Raw genomic sequence first — 26,413 nt, forward strand, 5'->3', positions numbered from 1 at the left:
ATGCCGCAGGCTCAGATGGTGAAGCCGCCACCGCAGATCAGCGTCTGCGCGCTGACGTAGTCGGATTCCGGCGTGCAGAGCAGATACACAGCGCCCGCCGCCTCGCGCGGGGTGCCCGCCCGGCCGAGCGGGATCATCTGCTCCATGGCGGCGAGCAGGTTCGGGTTGACGCCGACCTTGATCTCCCTGCCCTGCACATCGATCGTGCTCTGCCCGTCGGCGGCGGCCTCGGTCAGCCGGGTCTTGATGAAGCCGAACGCGACGGTGTTGACCGTGACGTTGTAGCGGCCCCACTCCTTGGCGAGCGTCTTGGTCAGACCGGTGATGCCCGCCTTGGCCGCCGAGTAATTCGACTGTCCCGCATTGCCTCCGGTGCCCGCGACCGAGGAGATGTTGACGACCTTGCGACACGGCACCGGTTCGCCCGCCTCCCGCGCTTTCTTCACCTGCCCGGCGATCACCGGCTGCGCGGCGCGCAGAATGCGGAACGGCGCCTTGAGGTGCACGTCGAGGATCGCGTCCCACTGCTCGTCGGTCATCTTCTGGATCACCGAATCCCAGGTGTAGCCCGCGTTGTTGACGATGATGTCCAGCCCGCCGAACGAGTCCACCGCGGTGCTCACGAACCGGTCGGCGAAGTCCTCGTCGGTGACGCTGCCGACGCACGAGATCGCCCGCCCGCCCGCGCCTTCGATCGCGGTGACGGTCTCCTCGGCCGGTTCGGCGTCGAGATCGTTGACAACGACCGCCGCGCCCTCGGAGGCCAGCTTCAGCGCGATCTCGCGGCCGATACCGCGCCCCGAGCCGGAGACGATGGCGACCTTACCGTCGAGAGTTCCCATGGGTATCAGTACCTTTCAGCAGAGGTGTGTGTCAGTACGTCCAGCAGTGGTCAGTGCGTCCAGCAGCGGCGTCACAGCGCGACGACGGCCGTGCCCGTCAGGGTGACGGTTCCGTCCGCGAGGATAACGGCCAGTTCGAGGGTGGCGCGCCGTTCGCCGTCCACGTCGTCGATGGCGACGACGGTGCCGGTGGCCGTCGGCTCCCCGTGCACCGGAGTGATCGCGGCGAAGCGCACCCGGTAGGACCGGATCGCTTCCGGCGCAAACCAATCGGTGAGCAACCGGCCCAGGTAGGCCATCGAGAGCATGCCGTGCGCGAAGACGTCCTCCAGCCCTGCGGACCTGGCGACGTCGATATCGATGTGCATCGGGTTGTGGTCGCCGGACGCGCCGGCGAACAGCGCGAGCGTGGTGCGCGAGATCGGGCGGATGCGCAGCGGCGGGAGTTCGGTGCCGACCCGCACCGCGTCGAGCGTCGTCATCGGGCCACCTCCGGGTTGCGGACGACGACCACCGTGGTCAGTTCCGCGACCAGTGCGCCGTCGGCCCTGGTGACGGTGGCGGTCTTCGTCAGGAGATCGAGGGCGCCGCCCTTCTTGCTGTCCACATCGGTGATGCGCGGCGTCGCGGTCAGCACGTCGCCCGCGACGGCGGTCGAGTGGTAGACGAAGGACTGCTCGCCGTGCAGTACGCGCCGCAGGTCGATGCCGAGCGTCGCGAGCCAGCCGAACGAGTCCGGGTTCTCCAGTTCGATGACGAACAGGAACGTCGGCGGGACCGGAAGATTCTCGTAGCCCGCGGCTTTCGCGGCCGCGAGGTCGGTGAAGATCGGATTGGTCTCGCCGATCGCCTCGGCGAAGAAGCGAAGCCGTCCGGCGTCGATCGTCAGGGTCGACGAGGGCAGTTCCGTCCCGATGACGGCGGGATCGATCGCCACGGTCAGCCCACCTTCTCGTACAGCGTGACGACGGCCGCGCCGCCGAGACCGATGTTGTGCTGCAGGGCGAGGGTCGGATCGCCGTCCACCTGGCGCGCCTCGGCCTGTCCGCGCAACTGCCACACCAGCTCCGCGCACTGCGCCAGACCGGTCGCGCCGAGCGGGTGCCCCTTCGACAGCAGACCGCCGGACGGGTTGGTCACGACGCGGCCGCCGTAGGTGTTGTCGCCGTCCTGGACGAACTTCTCGGCGGTGCCCTCCGGCGTCAGCCCGAGCGCCTCGTAGGTGAGCAGCTCGTTGGCCGTGAAGCAGTCGTGCAGTTCGACCACCCGCAGGTCGGTGGGCGACACTCCGGACGCCTCGTACACCCGCTCGGCCGCGGCCTTCGCCATGTCGTAGCCGACGATCTTCGTCATGTCCTGCTCTTCGAAGGTGGACGGGAAGTCCGTCGTCATCGCCTGCGCCCGGATCACGACCGAGGCGTCGATGCCGTTGGCCTTCGCGAATTCCTCGCTGACCAGCACCGCGGCGGCCGCGCCGCAGGTGGGCGGGCAGCACTGCAACCGGGTGAGCGGTCCGTAGATGTGCGGCGAGGCGAGCACCTGCTCGACCGTGACCGGGTCCTTGAAGACCGCGTACGGGTTGCCCGCGGCGTGCCTGCGCGATTTCACCGAGATCTTGGCGAAGGTCTCCGGCGACGTGCCGTACCGCTCGGCGTACTGGCGCCCCGCGCCGCCGAACATCTGGGCGGCGAACGGCGAGTCGTCGCGCTCCTGGATCCGGTCCATCACCGCGTCGAACCGGTCGAACGGCGTCGGCCTGTCGGTGTAGGCCATGGCGAGCGCGCCGCGCTGCATCTGCTCGAATCCGACCGCGAGCACCGCGTCCACGGCGCCGGACTCGACCGCCTGCCTGGCCAGGAACAGCGCCGACGAGCCCGTCGAACAGTTGTTGTTGACGTTGACCACCGGGATCCCGGTCAGGCCTAGGCCGTAGACGACCGCCTGCCCGCAGGTCGAATCGCCGTATACGTAGCCGGCGTAGGCCTGCTGAATCTTCTCGTACGCCAGGCCCGCGTCGGCCAACGCCGCCCGCGCCGCCTTGGTGCCCATCACGTCGTAGGTCTCGGTCCGGCTCGGCGTGGTGAAGGGAATCATCCCGACACCCGCGACGACTGCTCGTCCAGCCATCTTCTTCTCCTCGATTGTGGCTATCGAAATTTCACTTAGTGAACATCACGGGAAATGACAGCACAAGGGTTGACTTCTGTAAACGATCTTGCCACGGTTGTTTGTCGAGTATCCAGACACCGGAGCGGAGATAGACCCCGGAAGACGTTTCCCGTTCGGCACTATCAGAGGTTCACATACTTGCCGAGGCGTTCGTGGCTGCCGACCAGCCGAGACGTCGACGGCGGCGGTCTCAGCGATATCCGGCCAGCGTGGTGAGGACCGGATCGAGATTGGGCTCCTCGGCGAGAGCGAGCTGGGGTCAGCGGCAGGACGTCCTCGGTGTCGGCCAGTCGCGATGTGTTGCAGGACAACACCTTCGCGCAGCGCCCACGGGCTCACCTCGATGCTGTCGATGTTCAGCGCTGCCATCGTGGCCTCCGCTACCATCGCGCCGGCGAGGATCTGACGGGCACGCGGCTGCGAGGCGCCGCGCGGCTGGGGCCCGTTGCCGCGTGGACAGTTTCGCGAGGCGCCGCACGATCCTGCGAGCCTGCCGGTGCCGCGGTTCGCGAGTGGCGGACCGTGCCGCCGATTCGCCCTACGCCCTACACTGGGCCGATGCGTGTTCGACGGCTGATGATCCTGTCCTCTGTAGCCCTGCTCGTCCCGCTCGGCGCGGCCGCCTGCACCGTGGAGGGGGCCGGTACCAAGTCCGAATGCAATGTCGGCGGGTGCACCGTGACCTTCGACCGCGGCGTGGACGCCAAGGCGAACATTCTCGGCATCGACGCGGAGCTCGTCGCGGTGAACGGGAACACGGTCACCATGAAGGTCGGCGGCCAGCAGGTCGACGTCCCGGTCGGCGAGACCCAGCCCGCCGAGGGCCTGAACGTCACGGTGCAGGAGGTCACCGACCAGAAGGTCGTCGTGAAGCTCGCCACCGGACTGTCCGCGGGCAACTGAGCCACGGGCGGATTCAGCGGCGGTGCACCCGGGCGCACACCTGCTCGGTGAACTCGCCGGTCGAGGCCTGGCCGCCCAGGTCCGCCGTCGCGATACCCGCCGCGAAGGTCGCCGCCACCGCACGATCGATGCGGTCCGCCGCCGCGCGCAGCGCGGCATCCGCATCACGAGTTCCCAACCAGCGCAACAACATCGCCGCCGACAGCTGCAACGCGACCGGATTGGCGCGATTGTGCCCGGCCAGGGTCGGCGCGGCGCCGTGCACCGCCTGCGCCATCGCGCGGGTGGCCGAACAATTCAGCGAGGCGGCCATGCCGAGCGAACCGCTCAGTTCGCCCGCCAGATCGGACAGGATGTCGCCGAACAGATTCTCGGTGACCAGCACGTCGAAATCGCCCGCGGCACGGACCAGATGCGCCGCCGTCGCGTCCACATGCTCGTCGTCCACCTCGACGCCCGGATAGGCGCGCGCCACTTCGTAGCAGACGTCGCGAAACAGACCCATGGTCATCGGCAGCACGTTCGCCTTGTGCACGATGGTGACCCGCTTGCGGCGCGCCGAGGCCAGGCGGAAGGCCTCGTGCGCGATCAGCTCGCAGGCGCGCCGGGTCACCACGCCGACGGACATCGCCGTGTCGCGGGTCGGCTGGAACTCCCCCGAACCGGCGAACATATTGCGATCGGCGTAGAACCCTTCGCTGTTCTCGCGCACGATCACCAGGTCGATGTCCGGCGCCGCCGAGCGCACGCCCGCGAAGGCGCGGGCCGGGCGAATGTTCGCGTACAGGCCGAACTGCTTGCGGATCGCGCCGCCAGGCGCCACCGCGCCGCGATGCTCAGCCGGATAGGACGCATTGTCGTGCGGCCCGAGGATCCAGGCGTCGAGTTCCTCGAGCCCGCGCAGCGTGTGATCCGGCAGCGCGGTGCCGAACTCCTCGATGGCGCGATGCCCCATCGGCAACGGCACCCACTGCACCGCGGCCGCACCCGCCGCCGCCAGCGCCTCGTCGACGACCGCCTTGGTCGCGCGCACCACCTCGGGACCGATCCCGTCACCCTCGATCAGCCCTAGTCGCACCGCTGTCTTCACCTCGTTCACCGGGCAATCCTCTCGCCGCCGCCGCGCCGCACCGGAACCGGCCCGCCATTACCGGCCGTGCGGCTACGTTGAGAAGATCATGGTGCAGTCGGTCGAATTGCTGGTGGACGACGCGGCCGAGGCCGAGATTCGGCGGCAGTGGACGCTGCTCGCCGAGGCCGGGCTGCCCAGTGTCACGGCCAAGGCGATCGAGACCCACCGCCCGCACATCACGATCGCGGTGGCCAGGCAGATCTGGCCGCGCATCGATAGCGCCCTCGACCAGCTGATCTTCCACCCTTTCCCGGTGCGGCTCGGCGGTGTCCTGGTGTTCGGCGCACGACACCCGATCCTGGTGCGGCTGATCGTGCCCACCGAACAGCTGCTCACGCTGCAGAGACGGGTCTACGACATCGTGTCGCCATGTCCCGGCGCGCCCGCCAATCTGCGCCCGGACGCGTGGACGCCGCATATCACGCTGGCCAGGCGGGTACCGATCCGTCTGCTCGGCGACGCGGTGCACGCCGTGGCCGCCGATCGTGATTTCCCCGCCACGATCGCGGGTATCCGTCGGTGGGACGGCGACCAGCGGCGCGAGTGGCCGGTGGGCCGTGGAAGATAAGAGCCGAGCCCGGCGTTACAGCTGGCAACATTCGAACGAGAGGACGTCATGGCCACCCAGACCCTGACCCAGCAGAATTTCGACGAGGTAGTCACCGGAAACGACGTGGTACTCGTCGATTTCTGGGCCGAGTGGTGCGGCCCGTGCAAGAGCTTCGCGCCGACCTTCGAAGCCTCCTCGGCCAAGCACCCGGACGTCGTACACGGCAAGGTCGACACCGAGGCGGAGCAGAACCTCGCCGCTGCCGCGAACATCCGCTCCATCCCGACCATCATGGCGTTTCGTGAGGGCGTTCTGGTCTTCGCGCAGCCGGGCGCGCTGCCGCCGGCCGCGCTCGAGGACCTGGTCACCCAGGTGAAGGCCCTCGACATGAACGAGGTCCGCAAGCAGCTCGCCGAGCAGCAGTCCGCTTCGGAATAAGACGTACGCGTCGGGGCGGGCCCCCCGCGGGGGAGCCCGGCCCGACGTGCGTTTTCGGCCCGTTTCAGGAACCGAGCAGGTTGATCCCGGAAATCATTGCGCGAACGATGGATTCGGCGCCGTCGTCGGCGAACGCCGCGCCCCATCCGCGCTTGCCGTCGAGCTCGCACCGGACGAAGGTCGCGGTGCCGCCCGCGGTGCGGCGCTGGTGGAACTGGAGAATCTCCACCGGGTAGCCCTCGTCGTAGAGAGCCGAGGTGAGCGCCGCGACCGGGCTGCCGGTGGTGGCCACGGTGCGCAGGTGGTCGGCGAACTCGAGCGTCGCGGTGCACTCGGCGCTGTGGTGACCGGCGGCGAACTCGCTGAGCCGGACCGGGCCGGTGTGCCCGCAGTAGTGGTCGTAGAACTCCGCCGGGCTCATGCCCGCGGCTTCCGCGCGCAGCCCCTTGGGCGCGGCGGCAATGAACGTCTGAGTATCAAGGGTGAGCATGGTCATTGTGAGGTAGGTCTTCCCGAAGAAATGTCGGCGGAGGGGACCAGCGTCAACACATCGAAGCCCGCAGCGGAGGGGCCGGTCCGAATCAGACCCCGCTACGGCGGGTTACTACGAGAAGTCGCGCCTGCGCCACCATCGCGGTGAGCGGGAGTAGCACAACGCGGTCGCGGTCTGCGACACGGAGCGCTGCGCTGTGGCGGTCGGCGGGATTCGGCACGGCATCGAGGATAGGCATTCCGAAGCCCGATAGCAACCTTTTCGCACCCCCATTTCGTTTACTCGCGGGTATCATCGCCGCAGCTCACACCGCACGCGGTGCGGGTAGCGTTGTGGCATGGGTCTCCTCGCCATGACCATCCCCGGGCTCGCCCTCCTGCTGATCCTCCTCGCCTTCGCCGAAGTCCTCTGGAACCGCCTCACCGGCAGTCGTTTTCTGCCATGGACCAAACGCCGCTCCGGCCATCCCATGGCGGCCACCGGGTTCGAAGAGGTGACTGCGGCCTTCCAAGGCTCCAAGCACTACGAGTTCGAGCAGCGCCAGACCACCCTGATGCATCGGGAGACGAAGTCGGACGGCGCGCCGCCGCGCGACGAGGTGGACCTGATCACCGGCGCGGCGCGATTGGTCCGCCGGTCACCGTCACACTGACCCATTCGATCCTCGGCGCAGCCGATCCCGCCCACGGGAAAGCTCCCGACACCTGAACGTCAACCGCCGAGATACCCCAAGTTGTCAGCGGCACAACATAATTCGTCGTGCACTCGCAACGCCTCGGCCTCAGCCCGCCGCGACAGGGATCGCGACCGGCGCCGGATCCGACGCGGCGGCGCGGTGCAGTCCGCGACGGTCGTAGAGGTGGGTGGCGACGACGCCGAGGACCAGGCCGATGGCCAGGCCGAGCAGGGTCATCCAGAGGCCCTGCCCGAGACCCGCGGAGGCGCGGGCGTCGAAGAAGAGGATGGCGCGCACGGCCAGGTAGATCTGGTGCATCGGCTCGAAGCCCGCCAGCTTCGAGATGTAGGAGGGCGTGGCCTCCAGCGGGACGGTGGCGGCCGACGAGGGCAGGCCGAGCACCACGAACAGGATCAGGTTCACCAACAGGCCCGCGGTGCCGAAGACGGCGAGCACCGCGAGGGCGGTGATGCCGACGGCGATGATGGCCAGGGTGCCGTACAGCCACAGCAGCGGCCCGTTGCCGAGCGGGATGCCCAATGCCGTTGCGACGCCGAGGAACATCGCCGACAGAATCGGCGCCGCGGTGGCGATGACGCCCCACTTGATCAGCAGGGTGCGCAGGCGCGAGACACCCGTGGCAGGCGGATGCACGAACCAGGGGCCGTACTCGGTGGGCGTGAAGCCGAGCACCGAATCGATGAGCGTGTGGATCATCATGGCGCCGGTGAATCCGGCGAGCAGCAGGATCAGCGTATAGAAGAAGGCGACCAGACCCTGGCCCGCGCCGTCGTCCATCGGCCGGTAGGGAGCGGTGACGATCTGCACCGGGTCGGTCAGCAAAAGCCTTGCCGCGCCGCTCATCTCGACGGGAGTGCCGTTCGCGAGCGCTGCGGTCACCTGATCGGTGAGGTTCTTGCCGACGGTCTCGTCCACCCGCGTCAGCGCGCGGTCCGCGATGCGCTGCATGATGCCGGTGGTGTAGGGCCCGATGCGCGGATTGGTCTGCACCGTGATGACCGGTCGCTCGATCTCGCCGGGCACCACCGCGGCCGCGCCGAGGATGGCGAGGCGCTTGGTGAAGTCCGAGGGGATCACGATGGCGCCGTACACTTCGCCGTTCTGCAGCTGGTTGCGCGCCTCGGCGATGCCGACGACGCGCAGATCGACGGAATCCGAAGGTATTCCGGCCACCAGCGCGTCGGTGACCTGAGCGCCGATGTCGACGGGCTTGCCGTCGAGGGTGTCGCCGACATCCTGGTTGACCAGCGCGACGGGAAAGTCGTGCAGGTTCTTCTCGGTATTGCTTGCGTAGCCGAGGTACATGGTGGCGAGCAGCGCCGCGAACACCATCAGCACGGCGATCGGGGCGGTGAAGGTCCGAACCGTCATACCGAGAAATGTAGGCAGTGCCTACAAAGTAGTCAATGACTACATTTTGTTATCCTGCATACACCATGCCGATCGCCCGAACCCGCGCCTACCATCACGGCGACCTGCGCGCCGAGCTGCTGCAGCGCGCCGAGGCCACGCTGCGTGAGTCCGGCGTCGACGGCCTGTCGCTGCGGCAATTGGCGCGCGACGTCGGCGTCAGCCACGGGGCGCCGACCAGGCATTTCAAGGACAAGCAGGCGCTGCTCGACGCCCTCGCGGTGTCCGGGTTCCAGCAGCTGGGCGTCGCGCTGGAGAGGTCCGCGGCCGACGACTCGGTCGGCGGCCGTATCCGCGAGATGGCGCGGACCTACCTGCGCTTCGCGACCGAGAACTCGGCCCTGCTGGCGCTGATGTTCGCCCGCAGGCACAGCCCCGCAGCAAGCGATGCGATGTCCGAAGCGGTGGACCGGGCCTTCGCGGCGCCGGTCGCGCTGATCGCGGACGCGCAGGCGCGCGGCGAGGTGATCGCGGGCGAACCCCGGCGCATCGCCCTCTCGGCCGTCGCGATCCTGCAAGGTTTGGCCACGTTCGTCGGCTCCGGCGTGATCGCCGCCGAGGCCGCCGACGAGCTACTGGACGAGATGACCGGCCACATGCTGGACGGACTGCGCCCGCGCCGGTGACCCGGTCGGCCCGCCTTCCCACACACCCCTCGCACGCCGCACACAGTCGGTGCCTCTGTGCGGCGTGCGAAAGATGTGTGGGGCCGGCGATCAGTGCGCGGCGGAATCCCAGCTGCGCCCGGTGCCGACCGACACGTCCAGCGGCACGGACAGCTCGATCGCGGCGGACATCTGCTCGCGAGCCAGCCGCTCCAGCGCCTCCCGCTCGCCCTCGGCGACCTCGAAGACGAGCTCGTCGTGGATCTGCAGCAGCATCCGCGAGCGCAGGCCCGCGTCGCGAATCGCGCTGTGCACGTTGATCATCGCCACCTTGATGATGTCGGCGGCGGTGCCCTGGATGGGTGCGTTGAGCGCCATCCGCTCGGCGGCCTCGCGGCGCTGCCGGTTGCTGGAATCCAGGTCGGGCAGGTAGCGGCGGCGACCGAAGAGCGTCTCGGTGTAGCCGACCTTGCGCGCCTGCTCGACGACCTCGTACAGGTAGTCGCGGATGCGGCCGAAGCGGGAGAAGTAGATGTCCATCTGCTCCTTCGCTTCGGTGGTGCTGATCTTCAGCTGCGCCGAAAGGCCGTAGGAACTCAGACCGTAGGCGAGGCCGTACGACATGGCCTTGATGCGCCTGCGCAGTTCCGGGCTCACCTCGGAGATCGAGATGTCGAAGGCCTTGGACGCGACGAAGCTGTGCAGGTCCTCGCCGGAGTTGAACGCCTCGATCAGGCCCTCGTCGCCGGACAGGTGCGCCATGATCCGCATTTCGATCTGGCTGTAATCGGCGGTCATCAGCTCCGCGTACCCGGCGCCGACCACGAAGGTGTCGCGGATCTGGCGTCCGGTATCGGTGCGGATGGGGATGTTCTGCAGGTTCGGCTCGGTCGACGAGAGGCGCCCGGTGGCCGCGATGGTCTGGTTGAACGTGGTGTGGATGCGCCCGTCCTCGGCGACGGACTTCAGCAGCCCGTCCACCGTCACCTTCAACCGGGTGGCGTCGCGGTGCGCGAGCAGATGCTCGAGGAACGGGTGCTGGGTCTTCTCGAACAGCGATTCCAGCGCGTCGGCGTCGGTGGTGTAGCCGGTCTTGGTGCGCTTGGTCTTGGGCATGTCGAGCTCGTCGAACAGCACGACCTGCAGCTGCTTGGGTGAACCGAGGTTGATCTGCTTGCCGATCACGCCGTAGGCCGCCTCGGCCGCCTCGCTCACCTTGTCGGCGAACCGGCGCTGCAGCGTCTCCAACTGCTCGACGTCCACCGCGATGCCCGCGTCCTCCAGGGTGGCGAGCACGCCGAGCAGCGGCAGTTCCATGTCGGTGAGCAGCGCGGTGGACTCGATCTGCTCGAGCTCCTGGTCGAGCGCGGCGGCCAGGTCGAGCACCGCGCGGGCGCGCAGCATCTCGGCCTGCGCCAGTTCGGCGTCGACGGTGTCCTCGTCGTCCAGCAGCGAGAGCTGCGGCGTCGCGTCGGTTTCCGCGCGCAGTTCGCGGTGCAGGTAGCGCAGCGAGAGGTCGTCGAGGTTGAAGCTGCGCTGGCCGGGCCGGACCAGGTAGGCCGCCAGCGCGGTGTCGCTGGTCAGTCCCGCCAGCGTCCAGCCGCGTCCGCGCAGCGCGTGCCCGGCCGACTTGGCCTCGTGCAGCGCCTTGAACACCGCGGCGTCGGCGAACCAGGCGCCCAGCGCCGCCTCGTCCTCGGGCGCCAGCACCGTGACATCGATGTAGCCGCTCTCGCCGTCGGCGGCCGCGATCGCAAGCGCCCGCACGTCGCCGTTACCGGGCGTTCCCGTGCCGACCACCGAAACACCATGTCGAACACCGGCTTTCGCATGCTCGGCGAGCCACTCACCGACCGCGCCGACGGCAAGCGCGCCGCCGGAGATCTCGAAACCGGACTCGGCCTCCGGCTCCGGCGGGGCCAAGGTCTCGAACAGCCGGTCGCGCAGCACCCGGAATTCGAGGTCGTCGAAGAGCTGGTGGATCTTCTCCCGGTCCCACGGCGCCTGCGCCAGCTGGCCGGGGGTGTAGGGCAGCGGCACGTCCTTGACCATCTCGGTGAGCTGCCGATTGAGCACCACGCTGCTGAGGTTGGCGCGCAGCGCGTCGCCCACCTTGCCCTTCACCTGGTCCACCTGCTCCACCAGGGTGGCCAGGTCGCCGTATTCGCGGATCCACTTTGCGGCGGTCTTCTCTCCCACGCCGGGGATGCCGGGCAGGTTGTCGCTCGGGTCGCCGCGCAGCGCCGCGTAGTCCGGGTACTGGTTCGGGGTGAGGCCGTACTTGGTCATCACCTCGTCCGGGGTGAACCGGGTCAGGTCGGAGACGCCCTTGCGCGGATACAGCACGGTGACCTCGTCGTTCACCAGCTGGATCGAGTCGCGGTCACCGGTGACGATGAGGACGCGGAAGCCCTCGGCCTGCGCCTGGGTGGTGACGGTGGCGATCACGTCGTCGGCCTCGAAGCCGTCGATCGCCATCACCGGGATGCCGAGCGCGCCGAGCACGTCCTTGGTGAGCTCCACCTGGCCGCGGAACTCGTCCGGCGTCTGACTGCGATTGGCCTTGTACTCCGGGTACGCCTCGGTGCGGAAGGTCTTGCGTGACACGTCGAAGGCCGCGGCGACGTGGCTCGGCTTCTCGTCGCGCAGCAGGTTGATGAGCATCGCGGTGAACCCGTACACCGCGTTGGTGGTCTGCCCCGTCACCGTCTTGAAGTTCTCCGCGGGTAGCGCGAAGAAGGCGCGATAGGCGAGCGAATGCCCGTCCAGCAACAGCAGTGTCGGCCGGTCGCCGGGGGCGGCGGCGGTGGGACGCGAGGCAGTCGTGGGTGAGCTCACGCCCCAGAGTCTAGGGACCGGCACCGACAAGCCGATACGCCGACACCGGGACACATGTCGCACCGGCGCGCGGCGGCGCGACCAGGACGTAGTGGCGCAGCCCTATTCGACGTTCTCCTGGTCGGCGTACCAGGTGTTGCACTCCCAGGTGTCGCCCTTGTCGGAGCCCCACTTCCACCAGCCCCACGCGTTGTGACGCGCACCGAGCACCCGAGGTGCCCCAGGCCGGTCGCCCACGGCGCGAGCCCGGTCGGCGGCGTCGTCCCAGGTCCGCTGATCGATGTCGCCGCGGCCGTGATTGATGCCGAAGAACATGCCCGCGAAGCACCCGGCTTGCAGCTCCAGCCGCCTGCTCAGCTCCTGGCCCGCCACGGTCTGCCAGCCCGATTCGGTGCGCAGGTCGGTGTAGGCGCGCAGTACGCCGACCACCTGCTGGATGTGATGGCCGTACTCGTGGGCGAGCAGCGCCAGCTGCGCACCCCGGCGCGAATGCGCGGTGGCGGGTCGCGCGGCGTCGTACGGGATGACGATCGTCTCGTCGGTGTCGCAGTACCACGCGGGCCCCCCGTCCTGCGGGCAGGCGCTGCGCACCGCGTCGACGGTGGCGGGCGCGTCCAGCCGCGGCGAGCGGAACGGCAGTCCGGCGCCGCGCAGCGTCGGCTCCCACGCCGCGTCGAGGCAGCGGACCGCGGCGCGATAGAACACCCGCGCGGCCTCGGGCTCGCTATGCCATTCGGGCAGTTCGCAGTCGACCCGACCGAGTCCGACGTGCTGGGCGAACAGCGGATGGTCGATCAACGCGTACACCGGGCGGGTCGCCGAGGCGTTCGGCGAGCCCGCCAGCGGCAGTCCGGCCAGCGGCGCCGGCGCGATCGGCGGAGCGGCGTCGCGCGCCGGATTCGTCTCGTCGCCGACCGATCCCGCGAAACCCGGGCCGGTCGAGACCAGCGATTTCCCGGTCCGCAGCGCGCCCGCGTCCGCAGGCGAGTTGCTCACCGCGGCTATACTCGCCGCCGCGCCTAACAGCACCGCACCACAGAGCAGCGCGATGAGGATCCGTCTTCGGATTCGAGTTGCCAAGAGCCGGTTCATCGTCCCCCCTGACCGTGCTTCGTCAACGCTCCCTCATGGAACCCGACGCGACGGCCACCCGCAACTCGAGTGTTCCGGGCCGCGCCCTCACAGCGTGCAGGCCAGCTCCCTGAGCACCGGCAGGCTCACCGAGCCCGAGCCGAGCACCACATCGTGAAAAGCCTTGATGTCGAAGCGCTCCCCCAACCGCTCGGCGGCCAGCGCCCGCTGCTTCCTGATCTCCAACTGGCCAACCTTGTAGGACACCGCCTGACCGGGAATCGCGATGTAGCGATCGATCTCGACGGTGATCTCGGTCAGCCCGACCGGAGCGTTGGCCACCATGAAATCGATGGCCTGCTGCCTGCTCCAGCCCTTCGCGTGGATGCCGGTGTCCACCACCAGGCGGCAGGAACGCCACGAATCGCCCGCCAGCATGCCGAGCCGGTCGAGATCGTCGGCGTACAAACCCATCTCGTCGGCGAGCCGCTCGGTGTAGAGCGCCCAGCCCTCCACGAACGCGGTGTTGGCGAAGGACTGCCGCTGGAAGCGCGGCAGATGCTCGAGCTCGTTGGCGATGGTGAGCTGCAAATGGTGTCCGGGGATCGCCTCGTGATAGGCCACCGCCGCGGTCTCGAAGCGCCCGCGCCCCTGCGGCTCGTGCTGGTTGACGAAATACGTTCCCGGACGGGAGCCGTCCGCGGCGGGCGGGAAGTAGTACGCCGTCGGGGCGTCGGCGGCCAGGAAGTCAGGCACCGGCACGATGTCGCAGGTCTGGCGGGGCAGCCTGCCGAACCAGTTCCCCATCTCGGCGGTCGCGGCGTCCAGGCAGCGCTTGGCGTCGACCATGATCTGCTCACCGTCGCGATAGCACAGCTCGGGATCGTCGCGCAGCTTGCCGAAGATCTCCGCGAGGTCCGACGTCCCCCACAGCCGCGTACCGACCCGCGCGTATTCCTCACGCAGCAAAGCCAATTCGGAAAGCCCCAGCTCGTGGATCTCCTCCGCGCCCAGATCGGGCAGCGTGGTGTGGTGGCGCAGCAGGCTGCGGTAGATCTCGGCGCCGTCGTCGCCGAGCCAGCACAGACCGCTGCGCTCGTCGGGCCGGGCCGCGGGCAGCAGCTCGCCGGCCAGCGCGTCGCGGTACCGCTGGAACGCGGGCCGGATCACGTCACCGGCGACCTGCGCCAGATCAGCGCGCCACTCGGCCTCGCCGTCCCAGTCCTGCGGTCCGGCGAAAGTGACGAACGGATCGCTCGCCGGATCCGAAGCCAGGTAGCCGTCCAGCTGGTTGAGCGAGCGCTCGATGGTGATCCTGGCCGGCGCCCGGCCCGCGGCCAGACCGTCGCGGAAACGGTCCACCGCCTGACTCACCATGTCGCCGAGCTGTTCGTGTCGCCGCAGCAGCGCTCGCGCGTGCTCCGGCCGCGGCGCGTTGATCTGCGGCGCCGTGGTGAGCAGCGCCGCGTGCACGCCGTCCATCTGGTCGGAGGCCATCTCCAACGGCCGCCACGCCAGATGATCCACCGCCGTGGCCAATTCCGCGCGCAACAGGCTGCGGGTCACCCGGTCGGTGGGCGAGAGCCCGGCCGGGTCGAGTTCGTCGACCCGGCCGAGCAGATCGCGCAAGGAATCGAGCCGACGCCGTTCGGCGTCGAGAGAGAGATCCTCGATGCGATCATCGAAGCGGTGGTCACCCAGCAGCGTCGCCAGGGTGGGCGCCGCCGCCAACGTCTCGTCCCAGTACCGGTCGGCCAGCGCGAGCAGCTCCTCGTCCATGCCAGCACTGTATCTTTGGCGCGCTGGCGCGCGCGGGGTTCGCGGCCCCTTATGTCTCGCTTCCCAGCGGTCGAGACTCGCGACTTCGTCGCATGCGCTTCGACCGCTGGGAAGCGAGACGGCCGCGAACGGGCTCGTAAGACTCGCCCTCGGGGTGGTTGGGAGGGCGAGGAGCGCGCGTCTTCTCCCGGGCGGGCCGGTAGGCGCTGCGCGGGTGTGTTACTTCGCGACCGTCAGCAGAAACGCCACGTCGTCGACCGCTTTCACGCTGTGCCGCGCCCTGGGGATGACGAGCAGGTCACCCGCCGAGCCCTTCCATTCGTTCGCGCCGCTGATCAGGGTCAGGGTGCCGGTCAGAACCAGCAGGGTGGCATCGCCCGCGTTGTCGTGTTCGGCCAGGCTCTGGCCCGCCGTGAGGCCGACGACGGTCTGGCGCAGCGTATGGGCGTGGCCGCCGTAGATGGTCTGGGAGCTTCGCCCGCTGGTGGCAGTTGCGGCCAATTTCAATTGCTGGCGAGCGACCGCGGTCAGGGATTTCTTGTCCATGGACTGCCTTTCGCGTCACATCCGCCGGTGCAGGCTGGTGTCACCGGCTCGGTGCGCTCGGGCGGACGATGGTCCGCACCGCCGCATATCCAGGAGTATGCCCGACCGCGGCCGCTCGCGTGCCGGGTTTGCCGGGCCTGCCCGTCAGCGGCGTGTTGCCACGCGGGTGCGCTCAGACGGCGGCGCGGCGCAGATACCGGCGGATGCGGAAGCGCAGCCCGGTGGCGGACGTGCGCCATTCCTCGGGTTCGTCGGCGTGCCATTCCGGACCGATGGCGGGGGCGTGCGCGTCGCCCTGGACGCTGATCTCCACCTCGGTCACCACCAGCTCGGTCGCGAAATCCATGGCGGCGCGGTAGATTTCGCCGCCGCCCGCGATCCACACCGGATCCGGCGCGCTCAGCTGGAGCGCCTCGGCCAGCGAACCGGCGCGCTCGGCGCCCGGCGCCGACCAGTTCGGCTGCCTGGTGACCACGATGTTGCGCCGTCCGGCCAGCGGGCGGAACTTGGGCGGCAGCGAATCCCAGGTGCGCCTGCCCATGATCACCGGGTGGCCCCAGGTCAGAGTGCGGAAGTTGGCCATGTCCTCGGGAACGCGCCAGGGGATGGTGTTCTCGAAGCCGATCACGCCGTCGGGTGTCTGGGCCCAGATCAGGCCGATGCTGCGGGTGCGCACGGCCGAACTCATACCGCCACCGGCGCCTTGATCGCCGGATGGTGTTGGTAGCCAACCACTTCGATGTCCTCGTAGGTGTAGTCGAACAAACTCGGCGCGCGACGGAGGCGCAGCTCGGGGAACGGGTAGGGCGCGCGGCCGAGTTGCTCGGTGACCTGCTCGACGTGGTTGTCGTAGATGTGGCAGTCGCCGCCGGTCCAGATGAAGTCGCCGAGTTCCAGCCCGGTCTGCTGCGCCACCATGTGGGTGAGCAGCGCGTAGCTGGCGATGTTGAACGGCACGCCGAGGAACAGGTCCGCGCTGCGCTGGTACAGCTGGCAGGACAGTTTGCCGTCGGCCACGTAGAACTGGAAGAACGCGTGGCACGGGGCGAGCGCCATCTTGTTCAGCTCGGCGACGTTCCACGCGGAGACGATGATGCGGCGCGAATCGGGGTCGGTGCGCAAGGTGTCGAGCACCTCGGTGATCTGGTCGATGTGCGCGCCGTCGGGGGTCGGCCATGACCGCCACTGCACGCCGTAGACGGGGCCAAGTTCGCCCCGCGGGTCGGCCCACTCGTCCCAGATCGTGACGCCGTGCTCGCGCAGCCAGCCGACGTTGGAATCGCCGCGCAGGAACCACAACAGTTCGTACACGATCGACTTGAGGTGCACCTTCTTGGTGGTGATCAGCGGGAAGCCCGCCGCCAAGTCGTAGCGCAGCTGGTGGCCGAACACGCTGCGGGTGCCGGTACCGGTGCGGTCCGCCTTCGCGGTCCCGGTCTCCAGCACCAGCCGAAGCAAATCCTCGTACTGCGTATCCGTCGCCACGAATGGCAAGCTTACTGTCCGCTCCAGCACGGACCGCGCCGCCCGGAGTGCCGCGCGGCGGCGGGGTGCTGGCAAGCTCGGGCACATGCGCAAGCTCTTCGTGATCGGTATCGGTGCGGGCGACCCCGACCAGGTGACGGTGCAGGCGATCAAGGCCATGCGGCAGGTCGACACGTTCTTCGTGATCGCCAAAGGCGTCGAGAAACAGGAGCTGTTCGACGTGCGGACCACGATCCTGGCCGAGCACGTCGAGCGGCCCTACCGGGTCGTCGAGATCGCCGACCCGCCGCGTGACCGCGATCCCGCCGACTATCGCGGCGTCGTCGCTGACTGGCACGAGCGCAGGGCCACGCTGCTCGCGGAGGCTTTCGCGGCAGAGGACGGCGTCGGGGGGATCCTCGTCTGGGGCGATCCTTCGCTCTACGACAGCACCCTGCGCATGGTGGAGCTGGTGCTTGACAGCGGGCGGACCACCTTCGACTACGAGGTGATCCCCGGGGTGACCAGCGCGCAGGCGCTGGCCGCGCGGCATCGGATGGTGCTGCACCGGATCGGCGAGCCGGTGCATGTCACCACCGGCCGACGGCTGCGCGAGGACGGGCTGGGCCCCGGCTCGACGCTGGTCATGCTGGACGGCGAGTGCTCCTTCACCGAGGTGCCGGGCGACGACCTGTACATCTGGTGGGGCGCCTACCTCGGCATGCCCGACGAGACGCTCGTCGCGGGTCCGCTGCGCGAGGTGCAGGAGGAGATTCTCCGGCGCCGAGCCCAGTTGCGGGCCGAAAAAGGCTGGATCATGGACATCTACCTTTTGCGGCGCGACTGATCGTTCGTGCCCCGCGAGTGTCGGTGGCCCCGAGTAGCCTGGGACGCGTGCCCGAGCTACCGGAAGTGGAAGCGTTGGCGCAGTTCCTGCGGGAGCACGCGGTCGGCGCCGTGGTGGGGCGTGTCGACGTCGCCGCGCTCAGCGCGGTCAAGACGTTCGATCCGCCGGTGACTGCGCTGTCCGGGCGGGACGTGACCGGCGCCGACCGCTGGGGGAAGTTCCTCGGCATGGACTGCTCGGGACTCTGGCTGATCACCCATCTGTCGCGCGGCGGCTGGCTGCGCTGGATCGACGAGCCGAGCCCGACCCCGCCGAAACCGGGTGGCAAGAGCCCGCTGGCGCTGCGGGTGCACTTCTTCACGCTCGATGGCGCGACCCCCGCGTTCGACCTGACCGAGGCGGGCACCAAGAAGCGGCTCGCGGTGTACATCGTCGAGGATCCGAAAATGGTGCCCGGTATCGCGCGGCTCGGACCCGACGCGCTGGAGGTCACCGAGCCGCAGTTCGCCGAGATCCTGCACGGCGCCTCGCAGCGGATCAAGACGGCGATCGTCGACCAGTCGCTGCTGGCGGGCGTCGGCAACGCCTACTCCGACGAGATCCTGCACACCGCGAAGGTCTCGCCGTTCGCGAACACCAAGACCCTCTCCGCGGAGAAGATCGCGCAGCTGTACGAGTCGATGCGCACCGTGCTCACCGACGCGGTCCAGCGTTCGGTCGGCCAGGACGCGGCGCGGCTCAAGGGCGAGAAGCGTTCGGGCATGCGGGTACACGCCCGCACCGGGCTGCCGTGCCCGGTCTGCGGCGACACCGTCCGCGAGGTCTCCTACGCCGAACGGTCCTTCCAGTACTGCCCGACCTGCCAGACCGGCGGCAAGGTGCTCGCCGACCGCAGGATGTCGCGTCTGTTGAAGTGAGCCGTCAGGTCAGGGTCGGCACGCGAATGCCGTGCCAGGCCAGTCGTTTCGCGCGATCCGGGTCGTGCTCGAGCCGGGTCGGATTGTCGATGATCAGCGTGGTCCGTGCGTCCTCGGTGTAGGCGGGCCAGGACGGCAGCGGCGCGCCGGTGCGGGCGAAGGACAGCCAGTTGTCCTGGAACAGCTCGGTCACCGCGAGCAGGCCGCGACGACCGCCCGCCGCGGTGAAGGCGCGCCCGACCGGGCTGTCGGCGGCGCCGAAAACCGGGATCAAATCGGTGGCGTGGGTCGCGCCGATGCCCGCGAGTCGCAGTGCGCGCGGGGCGAAGTCGTAGCGGTAGGCATAGGTCGGCGCGTAGCGGCTGTGCCCTTCCATCACCGTGACGGACGGACGCCAGAAGACGTAGTCACCGCCCATGCGCACCGCCACCCGAGGCTGCGGGTAACCCGGATAGGCCGCCGTGACCTTGGCCTCGAATTCCCCACCCGCGCGGTCGAACATGGCGTGCAGGCGTCTTGGATTGGTGGGCAGCTTGTCGGCGAAGCGCGCGAACAGCGTCCCCTCCTCGCGATTGGTGCCGATGATGAGCGGAACTCGATGCGCCGCGCCCGCGACGATCGCGTCGACCGGAGACAGCGGCAGGTAGTCGCCGTCCACCACCGGGCAGATGGGGAACAGACCGGGCCGCTCGCTCAGCACCGCGTCGCTCGTGCGGTCGACGGCCCTGCGGATGTCGTTGGCGGGCGCCTCGATCAGCGCGCGGGCCGCGTCGGCGGGATCGGCGCCGAGCGCGTCGAGGCAGCGGCGGGCGAAGGTCGCGGCGTCCTCGGCGTTCAATGCCCAATCGGCGGGCGGACTCTGGGCTATGCCGCGGTGGAACAGTCCGCGCGCGGCGGGGGTGGCGAGCAGCGCGAGCACGGCGTGCGCGCCGGCGGATTCGCCGAAGATCGTGACATTGTCCGGGTCGCCGCCGAATTCGGCGATATTGCGCCGCACCCACTCCAGCGCGGCGACCTGGTCGCGCAGGCCGAGGTTGGCGTCGAAGGGGCGTTGCGGCGTGCCGAAGCCACTGAAATCGACGTAACCGAACGCGCCGAGCCGATAGTTCAGCGACACCACGACCGCGTCGCCGCGCAGCGCGAGCCGCGCGCCCGAATACAGCGCCAGCGCCGAGGTGCCGATCAGGTAGGCGCCACCGTGGATGAACACCAGCACCGGTCGCGGGCCGGTGGACGGCGCCGCGGGCGCGGTGACATTCAGTGTCAGCGAGTCTTCGCTGGTCGGCTGGTACGCCCTCGGGCCGATACGGGCGCCCGCCCTGTGCTGCATGGACGCGAAGCCGAACTCGGTGGCGGTGCGCACCCCGGCCCACGGTCGCACCGGTTGCGGGGCTCGAAATCGCAGGTCTCCCACCGGCGGCGCGGCGTAAGGCAGTGAGCGCCAGCGCACGACGCGGCGGCCACGGCGACCACGGACAACACCGTCGGCGGTCTCGATGTCGATCGTTGCCACCATTGATCGATGGTAGCTACGCGCGGCGGGCCTCCAACAGACGCAACCAGATCTCGCTGACCGTCGGATAGGCGGGCACGGCGTGCCACAGGGTGTCGAGCGGGACCTTGCCGACCACCGCGATGGTCGCGGCGTGCAGCAGCTCGCCGATCTCCGGTCCGACGAAGGTCGCGCCGAGCAGGATGTCGGCGGCGGTGTCGACGACGATCTTGGCTCGGCCGGAATAGTTCTCACGAGCGAGTGACGAACCGGCGACCGCGATGTCGATCTCCACGGTGTCGACGTCGTAGCCCGCGCGGCGGGCCGCCGCCTCGGTGAGACCGACCGAGGCGACCTCGGGGCTGGTGAACACCACCTGCGGGACCTGCTCGTGGTCGGCGGTCGCGGCGTAGCGCGCTGCGTCGAGCGGGCGGCCCTCGGCGCGCGCGGCGATCACGTCGCCGCAGACCCTGCCCTGGTACTTGCCCATATGCGTCAGTGCAGGACCGTGATTCACATCGCCCACCGCGTACAGCCAGTCGCCGGGGACTTCGCGCGCGGACAAGTGATCGTCGACCGCGACGTATCCGTCCGCCAATCCGACTGCGGCGAGCCCGAGTTCCGCGGTCGCCGGTCCCCGGCCTGCCGCGACGACGATCTCGTCGGCCTCGATCGATTCGGTGTATGCGCCGCGCGTCCGCACGGTGACGGCGCCGCCGTGGATACGGCCCTCACCGGTGTCCTTCGGCTCCGCGCGCGTGACGCTCTCCGGTTCGGTCTCGAACAGCACTCGCACGCCCGAGTCGGCGAGCGCGCTCGCGACCCGCTCGCGCGCGAACGGCTCGGCATTGCCGAGCAGTGCCTTACCGCGAACCAGCATGGTGACCTCGGAGCCGAGCGTGGCGAGCCAGGTCGCCGATTCGCAGGCCACTACGCCGCCGCCGACGAGCACCGCGCGCCGCGGGACCTCGTGCAGGTTGGTCGCGTCGCGCGAGGTCCAAGGGAGGGCGTCGGACAGGCCGGGCACGTCGGGGACGCGGGCTCGGGTTCCGGTCGCGAGCACCACCGCGTGCCTGGCCAGCAGCGTGCGGCCGCCGACCTCGACGAGGCGTTCCCCGGCGAGTCGCCCGGCGCCGCGAATCACCTCGATGCGGCTTTGCTGGGCCCAGTCGACCTGGCCGGAGTCGTCATGGTTGTGCACGATCCGGTCGCGGTGGGCGAGCACGGCCTCGACGTCGAGGCCGTTGGCGTCGATGCCGGGCATGGCGAGCGCGGCGGCGAGCAGATGCCCAGGGCGCAGCAGCGCCTTGCTCGGCATGCAGGCCCAATACGAGCATTCGCCGCCGAGCAGTTCGCGCTCGACGATCGCGGCGGTGCGGTCGCTGCCCGCGATGGCGTAGGCGGCGGCGTTCTCCCCTGCGGGCCCGCCGCCGATCACGATGACGTCGTATTCGGCGGACGGCTCGGAGCTCACTGCAGGTAGCCCTCGACCTGGCGCGGCGGGCTGACCTGCGCGTCGTCAGGGGACGCGCCCACATAGATCCTGGCCCTGCGCTGGCGAAGCAGGTCCCAGCACTGGTCGAGCATCACCTCCAGCTCGGCCAGCCGCTGCCGTTCGGTCACCGGGTCGACCTCGCCCGAGGTCGCCTTCGAGCGGAGCTTGTGCTCGTCGTCGACCAGTTGTTTGATGCGTTCCAGGATGTCCTGTTCGGTCATGAGTCACCACTTCGATACTCGGAGGTATGCGGCCAGGCGTGCAGCGACCGGTTGCGGTTACGGACCATGCTACGACCGGGCGGGGGAAGTCGAGAGTCGAGCCGGTTGCCGGGCGGCCACTTCGGCGAGGCACTCGGCGGCTATCGGGACGGCGGCGTGCAGGTCGCGCGAGCTCGGCGCCGCGTAACCGAGCGCGATGCCGAAGCTGCTCGGTGGCGCGGATCTCGTGTCGAGCTGGGAGGAGAGGTGGTGCCGGGCCAGCCCGTCCAGGACGACGCCGCGCCCGGCGGCCGCGGCGACCGCGCGCTGTTCGGCCTCCGCCGTCGGTAGCGGCACCACGACGTGCGAGCCCGCGTCGTCGCCGACCACGGTCAACCCGTGGCGGCGCAACTCCGTGACGACCAGTTCCCGGCGCGGCGGGAGCGCGCGCCGCAGCCGGCGCAGGTGCCTGGCCAGGTCGCCGTGCGCGGCGAGTTCGGCGACAACGCGCTGGCCGGCCGGGCTCGGCGAGGTTCCGGTGTGATCGCGATGCGCGAGCACCGCCGCGGCGACCCACGGCGCCGCGACCAGCCACCCGACGCCGAGCACCGGCGAGAGGATCTTGCTCGTCGTGCCGAGGTGCACGATCACATCGGGCGCCATCGCGGCGAGCAGCGGCAGCGGGGCGGTGTCGTAGCGCAATTCGCCGTCGTAGTCGTCTTCGATGACGAATACGCCGGTGCGCCGGGCGAATTCGACGAGCTGCACGCGACGAGCCGCGGGCATTCGCGCGCCGAGCGGAAACTGGTGCGCCGGTGTGCAATACACCGCCTTGATGTTCGCAGGCAGGTCGTCGACGCGCAGGCCCTCGGCATCGACCGGCACCGGAAGCACTCGGATGCCCGCGGCCAGGAAGGCGCCCGCCGCCCGCTGGTAGCCGGGCTCCTCCATGGCGACGGTGTCGCCTGGCCGCAGCAGGGCGGCGGCGAGTTCGCCCACCGCGGAACTGGTTCCGGCCGTGGCGAGCACGACGGTGTCGCTGCCCGCGCTCAGACCCCGATGGCGCAGCAGATGTTCGGCCACGGCCGCACGGTACTCCGGTTCGCCCGCGCGGTCCTTGCGGATGACCGGCGGCTGATCGGAGGCGGCCCGCCAAGCGCGGCGCCACGCCGGTCGGTCGATGGCCTCGACGCAAGGCGCGCCGGGGGCGAGGTCGTAGCCGACACCCTCGAAATCCGGGGCGGCGGCGACGTGGTGTGGTGCGGGAGTGGTGGCCGGGGCGGTGGTGAGGTACGTGCCCGATCCCCGTTTGCCTTCGAGCCAGCCTTCGGCGTGCAGCTGGTCGTAGGCCGACGCGATGACGGTCCGGCTGACGCCGAGCCGCCGGGCCAGCGCCCGCGACGACGGAAGCCGGTCCGAGGTACGCAGCAAACCCGAGGTGGCCGCGGCGCGCAGGCCGTCGGCCACCTGCACCGACAGCGGCTCGGGCGCGTCGCGATCGAGCGCGAGGGGTAGTTCGTCGAGCACCGGGCACCTCGGATTGGACTCTGGGAATCGGGTCGAATTGGCTATTCAAGAATGCCACTTCTTGCCCGACGCTGGTCTCATGACGCACTCGACCAGCGCCCGCCCGCCCCTGTCCCCGACCCCGCGCAGCACGCTGACGCGGTCGAAAGAACGCGCCCGCAGCGACCGCGCCGAACTGGACGCCGTGCTCGACGCCGGTCTGATCTGCCACGTCGGCGTCGTCCTCGGCGGCAGCCCGGTGGTGCTGCCGACCGCCTACGGTCGCGACGGCGACACCCTCTACCTGCACGGATCGACTGGTTCGGGCAGTATGCGGGCCGCGCTGACCGGTGACATCTCCGTCGCGGTCACGCACGTCGACGGCGTCGTCTACGCCCGCTCCGCCATGCACTTCTCGATGAACTACCGCTCGGCGGTCGTGCACGGCAGGGCGGTGGAGCTGGCCGACCCCGACGCGCGCACGCACGCCCTGCGCGTGATCGTCGAGCACGCCGCCCCCGGCGCGTGGGATCGGGTACGCCCGCCGAACAAGAAGGAGCTGGCGGCCACCATGGTGCTGGCGCTCGACCTGACCGAGGCGTCGGTCAAGGTCCGCGAGGGCGGACCGGTGGACGACCCGGCCGACGCCGGCAGCCCGACGTGGGCGGGCGTGCTGCCGCTGCGCCAGGTGTGGGACGCGCCGATCGATTCGCCGGATCTGGCGGAGGGGATCGCGGTTCCCGTCGATGTGCTGGAGCGGAGTGCGTTGGGAGTTTCGTTGGCGCGGTGAGGGATTCGCCGTGGTCGCTGGGCGGTCACCACGAGGTGCCGTCGAGCCCGAGCCGGGCGGCGGCTTCGACGGCGAGTTCGGCCAGCGCCGAACCGGATTCGATGGCGGGGTCGAGTCCGGCCAGGGAAAGGACGTAGTCATCGCCGCTGCGGCACAGGTAGCCGGACAGGCGGGTGCGGGGGAGGCGGGTGGCGGTGAGGCCGGGGTGGATGGCGCGGGCGGCGACGCCGATGCAGGGGTGGTCGCCGACGGTGCGCAGTGAGTCGGGGAGGGTTCCGATGTTGGAGCACAGAATGTCTCGCTCGCCCGCGCCCTTGGACAGGGCGTAGGCCCAGCGGTCGGGGATCACCTGGAGTAATTCCTCGGGCATGCCGCCGGGGCTGGACATCCGGTGCTCGTACGCGGCGCGGGCCTTCTTGCGCAGTGTGGCGGGTGTGTCGGCGCGGTCGACAACGATCTCGGTCATCGCGAGGTCGTTGTCAACGCGCGGCTCGTCACGGGTGTCGACGGGAAGGCTCGCCTCGATGGTCGGAAGGGGAAAGCCGGTGTCCCACAACACTGTCGCGACCAGGTAGATGAACAGACTGTTCGCGGTGCCGCAGTGTTCTCCGGCCACCCGGTCCCAATCGACGGCGCGGAACTGCACGACCGCACCCTGCACGCGCAGTTCGTCACCGCCCGCCCGCACTGGTTCCTGATGTGCGGGCCGTTCCGGAATGCCATGGCGCAGTGCACGGATCGTGCCACTCACCACGATCGACCATTGACGAATCGCGTCCGCCCACTCGGACCCCGCAGTGCAGCGCGACCGCGCGTCACCCGCGCCTTCGGCTTCGGCCGCGATCGACTCGAGCCGTCCCGCAACGGCCGACACGGCGCGAGTGACAGCCGCCTCGTCGACCACTTCCCGCAACGCGGAATCCACCGCGTGCACCAGTCCCCGGGCGTCGGCCAGCGCATGCGAACAAGTCAGCGCCACAACCGATCCGCCGTCGGCGAGCCACCGGCCAGCGAGCCGCCACCCCGGACCGAATTCCGGGTCCAGGTCCGTGCCCAGGGTGTCCGCCCACGGCAGTAGCTCTTCGAGAGGAAGTGTGCTTTCCGTGAATTCGAGCGGGTGTGCCCGGGTGTTCGGCTGCCATGCGCGACGAGCGCCGGGAACGCGGGGACGAATCACCCTGCGGCCCAAGGGACCTACGCGCAACGCGGCGTGGATGCGTTGCAGCAGCGCGGGTTCGACACGGTCGGCGGTGCGCCACAGTCCCTGGAGAGCGATGGGTGTGCCGAGCCCGCGGTGGGTGCGCAGGAAGATCTCGTCGACGACGCCGAGGCGGTCCATCCTCAGCCGGACGCTCCGTGCCGCCCCGCGCCCGCGGTGAACCGCTGGGCGCCCGCAATCGCGCCGTCGGTGTCGGCGAGGGCGGTGAGTCCGTGCCGGAACTCGTTGCGCAGGGCCGCGGCCTCGTCCATGCCCTCTTGCTCGAGCATCGACATCCGGTCCGAGCGCAGACAGGTCTGCGGCAGCCTGGCGAGTTCGGTCGCGAGTTCCTCGGCGGCGGCGCGCGCCTCGCCGGTGGGTACGACCCGGTTCACCAACCCGATCTGCAGCGCCTCGGGCGCGCTGACGGCCCGGCCGGTCAGCACTAGATCCATGGCGCGGCCCGTGCCGATGATCCGAGGCAGCCGTATCGTGCCGCCGTCGATGAGCGGCACGCCCCAGCGCCGGCAGAAGACGCCGAAGGTGCTGTCCTGCTCGGCGACTCGCAGATCGCACCACAGCGCCAGCTCGAGTCCGCCCGCCACCGCGTAGCCCGAGATCGCGGCGATCACCGGCTTGGACAGCATCATCCTGGTCGGCCCCATCGGGCCGTCGCCGTCCTCGCCTGCGCGGTTGGACCGCTCCGTCCCGAGCGCCTTCAGGTCGGCGCCCGCGCAGAAGGTCCCGCCCTCGCCCCAGAACACCGCGACCGCCGCCGTGGGGTCGGCGTCGAACTCGCGGAAGGCGTCGGCGAGCGCCAGTGCGGTCGGCCCGTCCACCGCGTTGCGTGCCTCGGGACGGTTCAGGATCACCGTCGTCACGGGCCCGTTCTTCTCGACTCGAACGCTCACTGACGCCCCCTTCGTCTCGCCGTCCCTCGCCGCGGCGGGCGGGGCGCTCCTAGCTGGCTCACGTTCTCGACCATACGACGGTCCGGCCCTTGTGTGAAGAAGTGAATTCGTGATTCACTT

28 protein-coding genes are annotated in these 26,413 nt (G+C 69.7%); 8 read left to right on the plus strand and 20 right to left on the minus strand.

Annotated features, from left to right (window positions below; all coding sequences use genetic code 11):
- Positions 1–11: 11 nt before the first annotated feature.
- From AB0H50_RS15080 to AB0H50_RS15100, 5 genes are all read right to left on the minus strand, one after another.
- Positions 12–842, minus strand: coding sequence for an SDR family oxidoreductase (locus tag AB0H50_RS15080; RefSeq protein WP_357451888.1), 831 nt, complete (start codon positions 840–842; stop codon positions 12–14).
- 71 nt (positions 843–913) lie between these two features.
- Entirely contained in the window at positions 914–1,324 is a 411-nt protein-coding gene (locus AB0H50_RS15085) for a MaoC/PaaZ C-terminal domain-containing protein (protein WP_357451891.1), read from the minus strand.
- Positions 1,321–1,779 carry a MaoC family dehydratase N-terminal domain-containing protein gene (locus AB0H50_RS15090; RefSeq protein WP_357451894.1) on the minus strand — a complete coding sequence of 153 codons (459 nt, stop codon included), beginning with the start codon at positions 1,777–1,779 and terminating at the stop codon, positions 1,321–1,323. Before AB0H50_RS15090 ends, AB0H50_RS15085 begins: the two co-directional genes overlap by 4 nt.
- Positions 1,780–1,781: 2 nt before the next feature.
- Entirely contained in the window at positions 1,782–2,969 is a 1,188-nt protein-coding gene (locus tag AB0H50_RS15095; protein WP_357451896.1) for a lipid-transfer protein, read from the minus strand.
- A 45-nt stretch (positions 2,970–3,014) separates the two neighbouring features.
- Entirely contained in the window at positions 3,015–3,674 is a 660-nt protein-coding gene (locus AB0H50_RS15100; RefSeq protein WP_357453381.1) for a hypothetical protein, read from the minus strand.
- On the opposite strand from AB0H50_RS15100, the gene AB0H50_RS15105 reads away from it, so the two are divergent.
- Entirely contained in the window at positions 3,570–3,914 is a 345-nt protein-coding gene (locus tag AB0H50_RS15105) for a hypothetical protein (RefSeq protein ID WP_357451899.1), read from the plus strand. The two genes, AB0H50_RS15100 and AB0H50_RS15105, sit on opposite strands and share 105 nt — an antisense overlap.
- 13 nt (positions 3,915–3,927) lie before the next feature.
- Here the strand turns inward: AB0H50_RS15105 and AB0H50_RS15110 are convergent, their stop codons facing one another.
- Complete coding sequence (locus tag AB0H50_RS15110; RefSeq protein WP_357451902.1) at positions 3,928–5,013, minus strand: isocitrate/isopropylmalate family dehydrogenase; 1,086 nt, start codon at positions 5,011–5,013, stop codon at positions 3,928–3,930.
- Positions 5,014–5,092: 79 nt separating this feature from the next.
- Between AB0H50_RS15110 and AB0H50_RS15115 the strand changes: the two genes are divergently transcribed.
- Together AB0H50_RS15115 and trxA are read left to right on the plus strand one after the other, a co-directional pair.
- A complete protein-coding gene (locus AB0H50_RS15115; RefSeq protein WP_357451905.1) occupies positions 5,093–5,614 on the plus strand; it encodes a 2'-5' RNA ligase family protein in 522 nt (173 codons plus the stop codon).
- A gap of 48 nt (positions 5,615–5,662) precedes the next feature.
- On the plus strand, positions 5,663–6,034 hold the full coding sequence (gene trxA / locus AB0H50_RS15120; protein ID WP_357451908.1) for a thioredoxin: 372 nt from the start codon (positions 5,663–5,665) through the stop codon (positions 6,032–6,034).
- 64 nt (positions 6,035–6,098) lie between these two features.
- On the opposite strand, the gene AB0H50_RS15125 is transcribed toward trxA, so the two are convergent.
- Positions 6,099–6,524 carry a 2-keto-3-deoxygluconate kinase gene (locus AB0H50_RS15125; protein ID WP_357451911.1) on the minus strand — a complete coding sequence of 142 codons (426 nt, stop codon included), beginning with the start codon at positions 6,522–6,524 and terminating at the stop codon, positions 6,099–6,101.
- Positions 6,525–6,864: 340 nt separating this feature from the next.
- On the opposite strand from AB0H50_RS15125, the gene AB0H50_RS15130 reads away from it, so the two are divergent.
- Entirely contained in the window at positions 6,865–7,179 is a 315-nt protein-coding gene (locus tag AB0H50_RS15130; RefSeq protein ID WP_357451914.1) for a DUF6191 domain-containing protein, read from the plus strand.
- A gap of 129 nt (positions 7,180–7,308) precedes the next feature.
- Here AB0H50_RS15130 and AB0H50_RS15135 read toward each other — a convergent pair whose 3' ends face one another.
- Entirely contained in the window at positions 7,309–8,595 is a 1,287-nt protein-coding gene (locus AB0H50_RS15135) for a DUF3533 domain-containing protein (RefSeq protein WP_357451917.1), read from the minus strand.
- 65 nt (positions 8,596–8,660) lie between these two features.
- Here AB0H50_RS15135 and AB0H50_RS15140 point away from each other — a divergent pair, with 65 nt between their 5' ends.
- Positions 8,661–9,260 carry a TetR/AcrR family transcriptional regulator gene (locus tag AB0H50_RS15140; protein ID WP_357451919.1) on the plus strand — a complete coding sequence of 200 codons (600 nt, stop codon included), beginning with the start codon at positions 8,661–8,663 and terminating at the stop codon, positions 9,258–9,260.
- A gap of 90 nt (positions 9,261–9,350) precedes the next feature.
- On the opposite strand, the gene polA is transcribed toward AB0H50_RS15140, so the two are convergent.
- The 6 genes from polA to AB0H50_RS15170 all read right to left on the minus strand — a co-directional run bounded on the left by polA (position 9,351) and on the right by AB0H50_RS15170 (position 16,958).
- Positions 9,351–12,077 carry a DNA polymerase I gene (gene polA / locus AB0H50_RS15145; RefSeq protein WP_357451922.1) on the minus strand — a complete coding sequence of 909 codons (2,727 nt, stop codon included), beginning with the start codon at positions 12,075–12,077 and terminating at the stop codon, positions 9,351–9,353.
- 102 nt (positions 12,078–12,179) lie between these two features.
- A complete protein-coding gene (locus tag AB0H50_RS15150) occupies positions 12,180–13,073 on the minus strand; it encodes a neutral zinc metallopeptidase (RefSeq protein ID WP_357451925.1) in 894 nt (297 codons plus the stop codon).
- 183 nt (positions 13,074–13,256) lie between these two features.
- Complete coding sequence (locus tag AB0H50_RS15155) at positions 13,257–14,927, minus strand: DUF885 domain-containing protein (protein WP_357451928.1); 1,671 nt, start codon at positions 14,925–14,927, stop codon at positions 13,257–13,259.
- A gap of 219 nt (positions 14,928–15,146) precedes the next feature.
- Positions 15,147–15,473, minus strand: coding sequence for a LuxR family transcriptional regulator (locus AB0H50_RS15160; RefSeq protein WP_357451931.1), 327 nt, complete (start codon positions 15,471–15,473; stop codon positions 15,147–15,149).
- A 172-nt stretch (positions 15,474–15,645) separates the two neighbouring features.
- The gene (locus AB0H50_RS15165) at positions 15,646–16,161 is read right to left on the minus strand and encodes a dihydrofolate reductase (protein ID WP_357451934.1); all 516 of its coding nucleotides are present in this window, start codon (positions 16,159–16,161) and stop codon (positions 15,646–15,648) included.
- The gene (locus tag AB0H50_RS15170) at positions 16,158–16,958 is read right to left on the minus strand and encodes a thymidylate synthase (protein WP_357451937.1); all 801 of its coding nucleotides are present in this window, start codon (positions 16,956–16,958) and stop codon (positions 16,158–16,160) included. The genes AB0H50_RS15165 and AB0H50_RS15170 overlap by 4 nt, the downstream gene beginning before the upstream one ends.
- Before the next feature lie 85 nt (positions 16,959–17,043).
- Between AB0H50_RS15170 and cobF the strand changes: the two genes are divergently transcribed.
- Together cobF and AB0H50_RS15180 are read left to right on the plus strand one after the other, a co-directional pair.
- Positions 17,044–17,784 (plus strand): precorrin-6A synthase (deacetylating), encoded by a 741-nt coding sequence (cobF, locus tag AB0H50_RS15175; protein WP_357451940.1) that lies wholly within the window; start codon positions 17,044–17,046, stop codon positions 17,782–17,784.
- A gap of 47 nt (positions 17,785–17,831) precedes the next feature.
- On the plus strand, positions 17,832–18,701 hold the full coding sequence (locus AB0H50_RS15180) for a DNA-formamidopyrimidine glycosylase family protein (protein ID WP_357451943.1): 870 nt from the start codon (positions 17,832–17,834) through the stop codon (positions 18,699–18,701).
- A 4-nt stretch (positions 18,702–18,705) separates the two neighbouring features.
- On the opposite strand, the gene AB0H50_RS15185 is transcribed toward AB0H50_RS15180, so the two are convergent.
- From AB0H50_RS15185 to AB0H50_RS15200, 4 genes are all read right to left on the minus strand, one after another.
- Positions 18,706–20,217: a carboxylesterase/lipase family protein gene (locus AB0H50_RS15185; protein ID WP_357451946.1), complete on the minus strand. Its 1,512-nt coding sequence runs from the start codon at positions 20,215–20,217 to the stop codon at positions 18,706–18,708.
- Between the two features lie 13 nt (positions 20,218–20,230).
- Positions 20,231–21,667, minus strand: coding sequence for an NAD(P)/FAD-dependent oxidoreductase (locus AB0H50_RS15190; protein WP_357451948.1), 1,437 nt, complete (start codon positions 21,665–21,667; stop codon positions 20,231–20,233).
- Entirely contained in the window at positions 21,664–21,909 is a 246-nt protein-coding gene (locus tag AB0H50_RS15195; protein ID WP_357451952.1) for a DUF2630 family protein, read from the minus strand. The genes AB0H50_RS15190 and AB0H50_RS15195 overlap by 4 nt, the downstream gene beginning before the upstream one ends.
- A 69-nt stretch (positions 21,910–21,978) precedes the next feature.
- Positions 21,979–23,415, minus strand: a complete 1,437-nt coding sequence (locus tag AB0H50_RS15200) for a PLP-dependent aminotransferase family protein (protein ID WP_357451955.1) — start codon at positions 23,413–23,415, stop codon at positions 21,979–21,981.
- Positions 23,416–23,494: 79 nt separating this feature from the next.
- On the opposite strand from AB0H50_RS15200, the gene AB0H50_RS15205 reads away from it, so the two are divergent.
- Positions 23,495–24,184: a pyridoxamine 5'-phosphate oxidase family protein gene (locus tag AB0H50_RS15205; protein ID WP_357451959.1), complete on the plus strand. Its 690-nt coding sequence runs from the start codon at positions 23,495–23,497 to the stop codon at positions 24,182–24,184.
- Positions 24,185–24,209: 25 nt separating this feature from the next.
- Here AB0H50_RS15205 and AB0H50_RS15210 read toward each other — a convergent pair whose 3' ends face one another.
- Both AB0H50_RS15210 and AB0H50_RS15215 read right to left on the minus strand, forming a co-directional pair.
- The gene (locus AB0H50_RS15210; protein ID WP_357451961.1) at positions 24,210–25,523 is read right to left on the minus strand and encodes a hypothetical protein; all 1,314 of its coding nucleotides are present in this window, start codon (positions 25,521–25,523) and stop codon (positions 24,210–24,212) included.
- A gap of 2 nt (positions 25,524–25,525) precedes the next feature.
- Entirely contained in the window at positions 25,526–26,293 is a 768-nt protein-coding gene (locus tag AB0H50_RS15215; protein WP_357451964.1) for a crotonase/enoyl-CoA hydratase family protein, read from the minus strand.
- Positions 26,294–26,413 lie beyond the last annotated feature (120 nt).

Origin of the sequence: Nocardia sp. NPDC050793 (assembly GCF_040654065.1) — a bacterium.
GTDB lineage: Bacteria > Actinomycetota > Actinomycetes > Mycobacteriales > Mycobacteriaceae > Nocardia.

What these genes read in the sequence shown, in the direction of transcription:
- AB0H50_RS15125 (WP_357451911.1), bottom strand. Translation starts at nt 6,524, where the DNA reads ATGCTCACCCTTGATACTCAGACGTTCATTGCCGCCGCGCCCAAGGGG.
- AB0H50_RS15080 (WP_357451888.1), bottom strand. Translation starts at nt 842, where the DNA reads ATGGGAACTCTCGACGGTAAGGTCGCCATCGTCTCCGGCTCGGGGCGC.
- AB0H50_RS15155 (WP_357451928.1), bottom strand. Translation starts at nt 14,927, where the DNA reads ATGGACGAGGAGCTGCTCGCGCTGGCCGACCGGTACTGGGACGAGACG.
- cobF (WP_357451940.1), top strand. Translation starts at nt 17,044, where the DNA reads ATGCGCAAGCTCTTCGTGATCGGTATCGGTGCGGGCGACCCCGACCAG.
- AB0H50_RS15135 (WP_357451917.1), bottom strand. Translation starts at nt 8,595, where the DNA reads ATGACGGTTCGGACCTTCACCGCCCCGATCGCCGTGCTGATGGTGTTC.
- AB0H50_RS15115 (WP_357451905.1), top strand. Translation starts at nt 5,093, where the DNA reads ATGGTGCAGTCGGTCGAATTGCTGGTGGACGACGCGGCCGAGGCCGAG.
- AB0H50_RS15160 (WP_357451931.1), bottom strand. Translation starts at nt 15,473, where the DNA reads ATGGACAAGAAATCCCTGACCGCGGTCGCTCGCCAGCAATTGAAATTG.
- AB0H50_RS15095 (WP_357451896.1), bottom strand. Translation starts at nt 2,969, where the DNA reads ATGGCTGGACGAGCAGTCGTCGCGGGTGTCGGGATGATTCCCTTCACC.
- AB0H50_RS15165 (WP_357451934.1), bottom strand. Translation starts at nt 16,161, where the DNA reads ATGAGTTCGGCCGTGCGCACCCGCAGCATCGGCCTGATCTGGGCCCAG.
- AB0H50_RS15210 (WP_357451961.1), bottom strand. Translation starts at nt 25,523, where the DNA reads ATGGACCGCCTCGGCGTCGTCGACGAGATCTTCCTGCGCACCCACCGC.
- AB0H50_RS15085 (WP_357451891.1), bottom strand. Translation starts at nt 1,324, where the DNA reads ATGACGACGCTCGACGCGGTGCGGGTCGGCACCGAACTCCCGCCGCTG.
- AB0H50_RS15205 (WP_357451959.1), top strand. Translation starts at nt 23,495, where the DNA reads ATGACGCACTCGACCAGCGCCCGCCCGCCCCTGTCCCCGACCCCGCGC.
- AB0H50_RS15140 (WP_357451919.1), top strand. Translation starts at nt 8,661, where the DNA reads ATGCCGATCGCCCGAACCCGCGCCTACCATCACGGCGACCTGCGCGCC.
- AB0H50_RS15105 (WP_357451899.1), top strand. Translation starts at nt 3,570, where the DNA reads ATGCGTGTTCGACGGCTGATGATCCTGTCCTCTGTAGCCCTGCTCGTC.
- trxA (WP_357451908.1), top strand. Translation starts at nt 5,663, where the DNA reads ATGGCCACCCAGACCCTGACCCAGCAGAATTTCGACGAGGTAGTCACC.
- AB0H50_RS15195 (WP_357451952.1), bottom strand. Translation starts at nt 21,909, where the DNA reads ATGACCGAACAGGACATCCTGGAACGCATCAAACAACTGGTCGACGAC.
- AB0H50_RS15185 (WP_357451946.1), bottom strand. Translation starts at nt 20,217, where the DNA reads ATGGTGGCAACGATCGACATCGAGACCGCCGACGGTGTTGTCCGTGGT.
- AB0H50_RS15130 (WP_357451914.1), top strand. Translation starts at nt 6,865, where the DNA reads ATGGGTCTCCTCGCCATGACCATCCCCGGGCTCGCCCTCCTGCTGATC.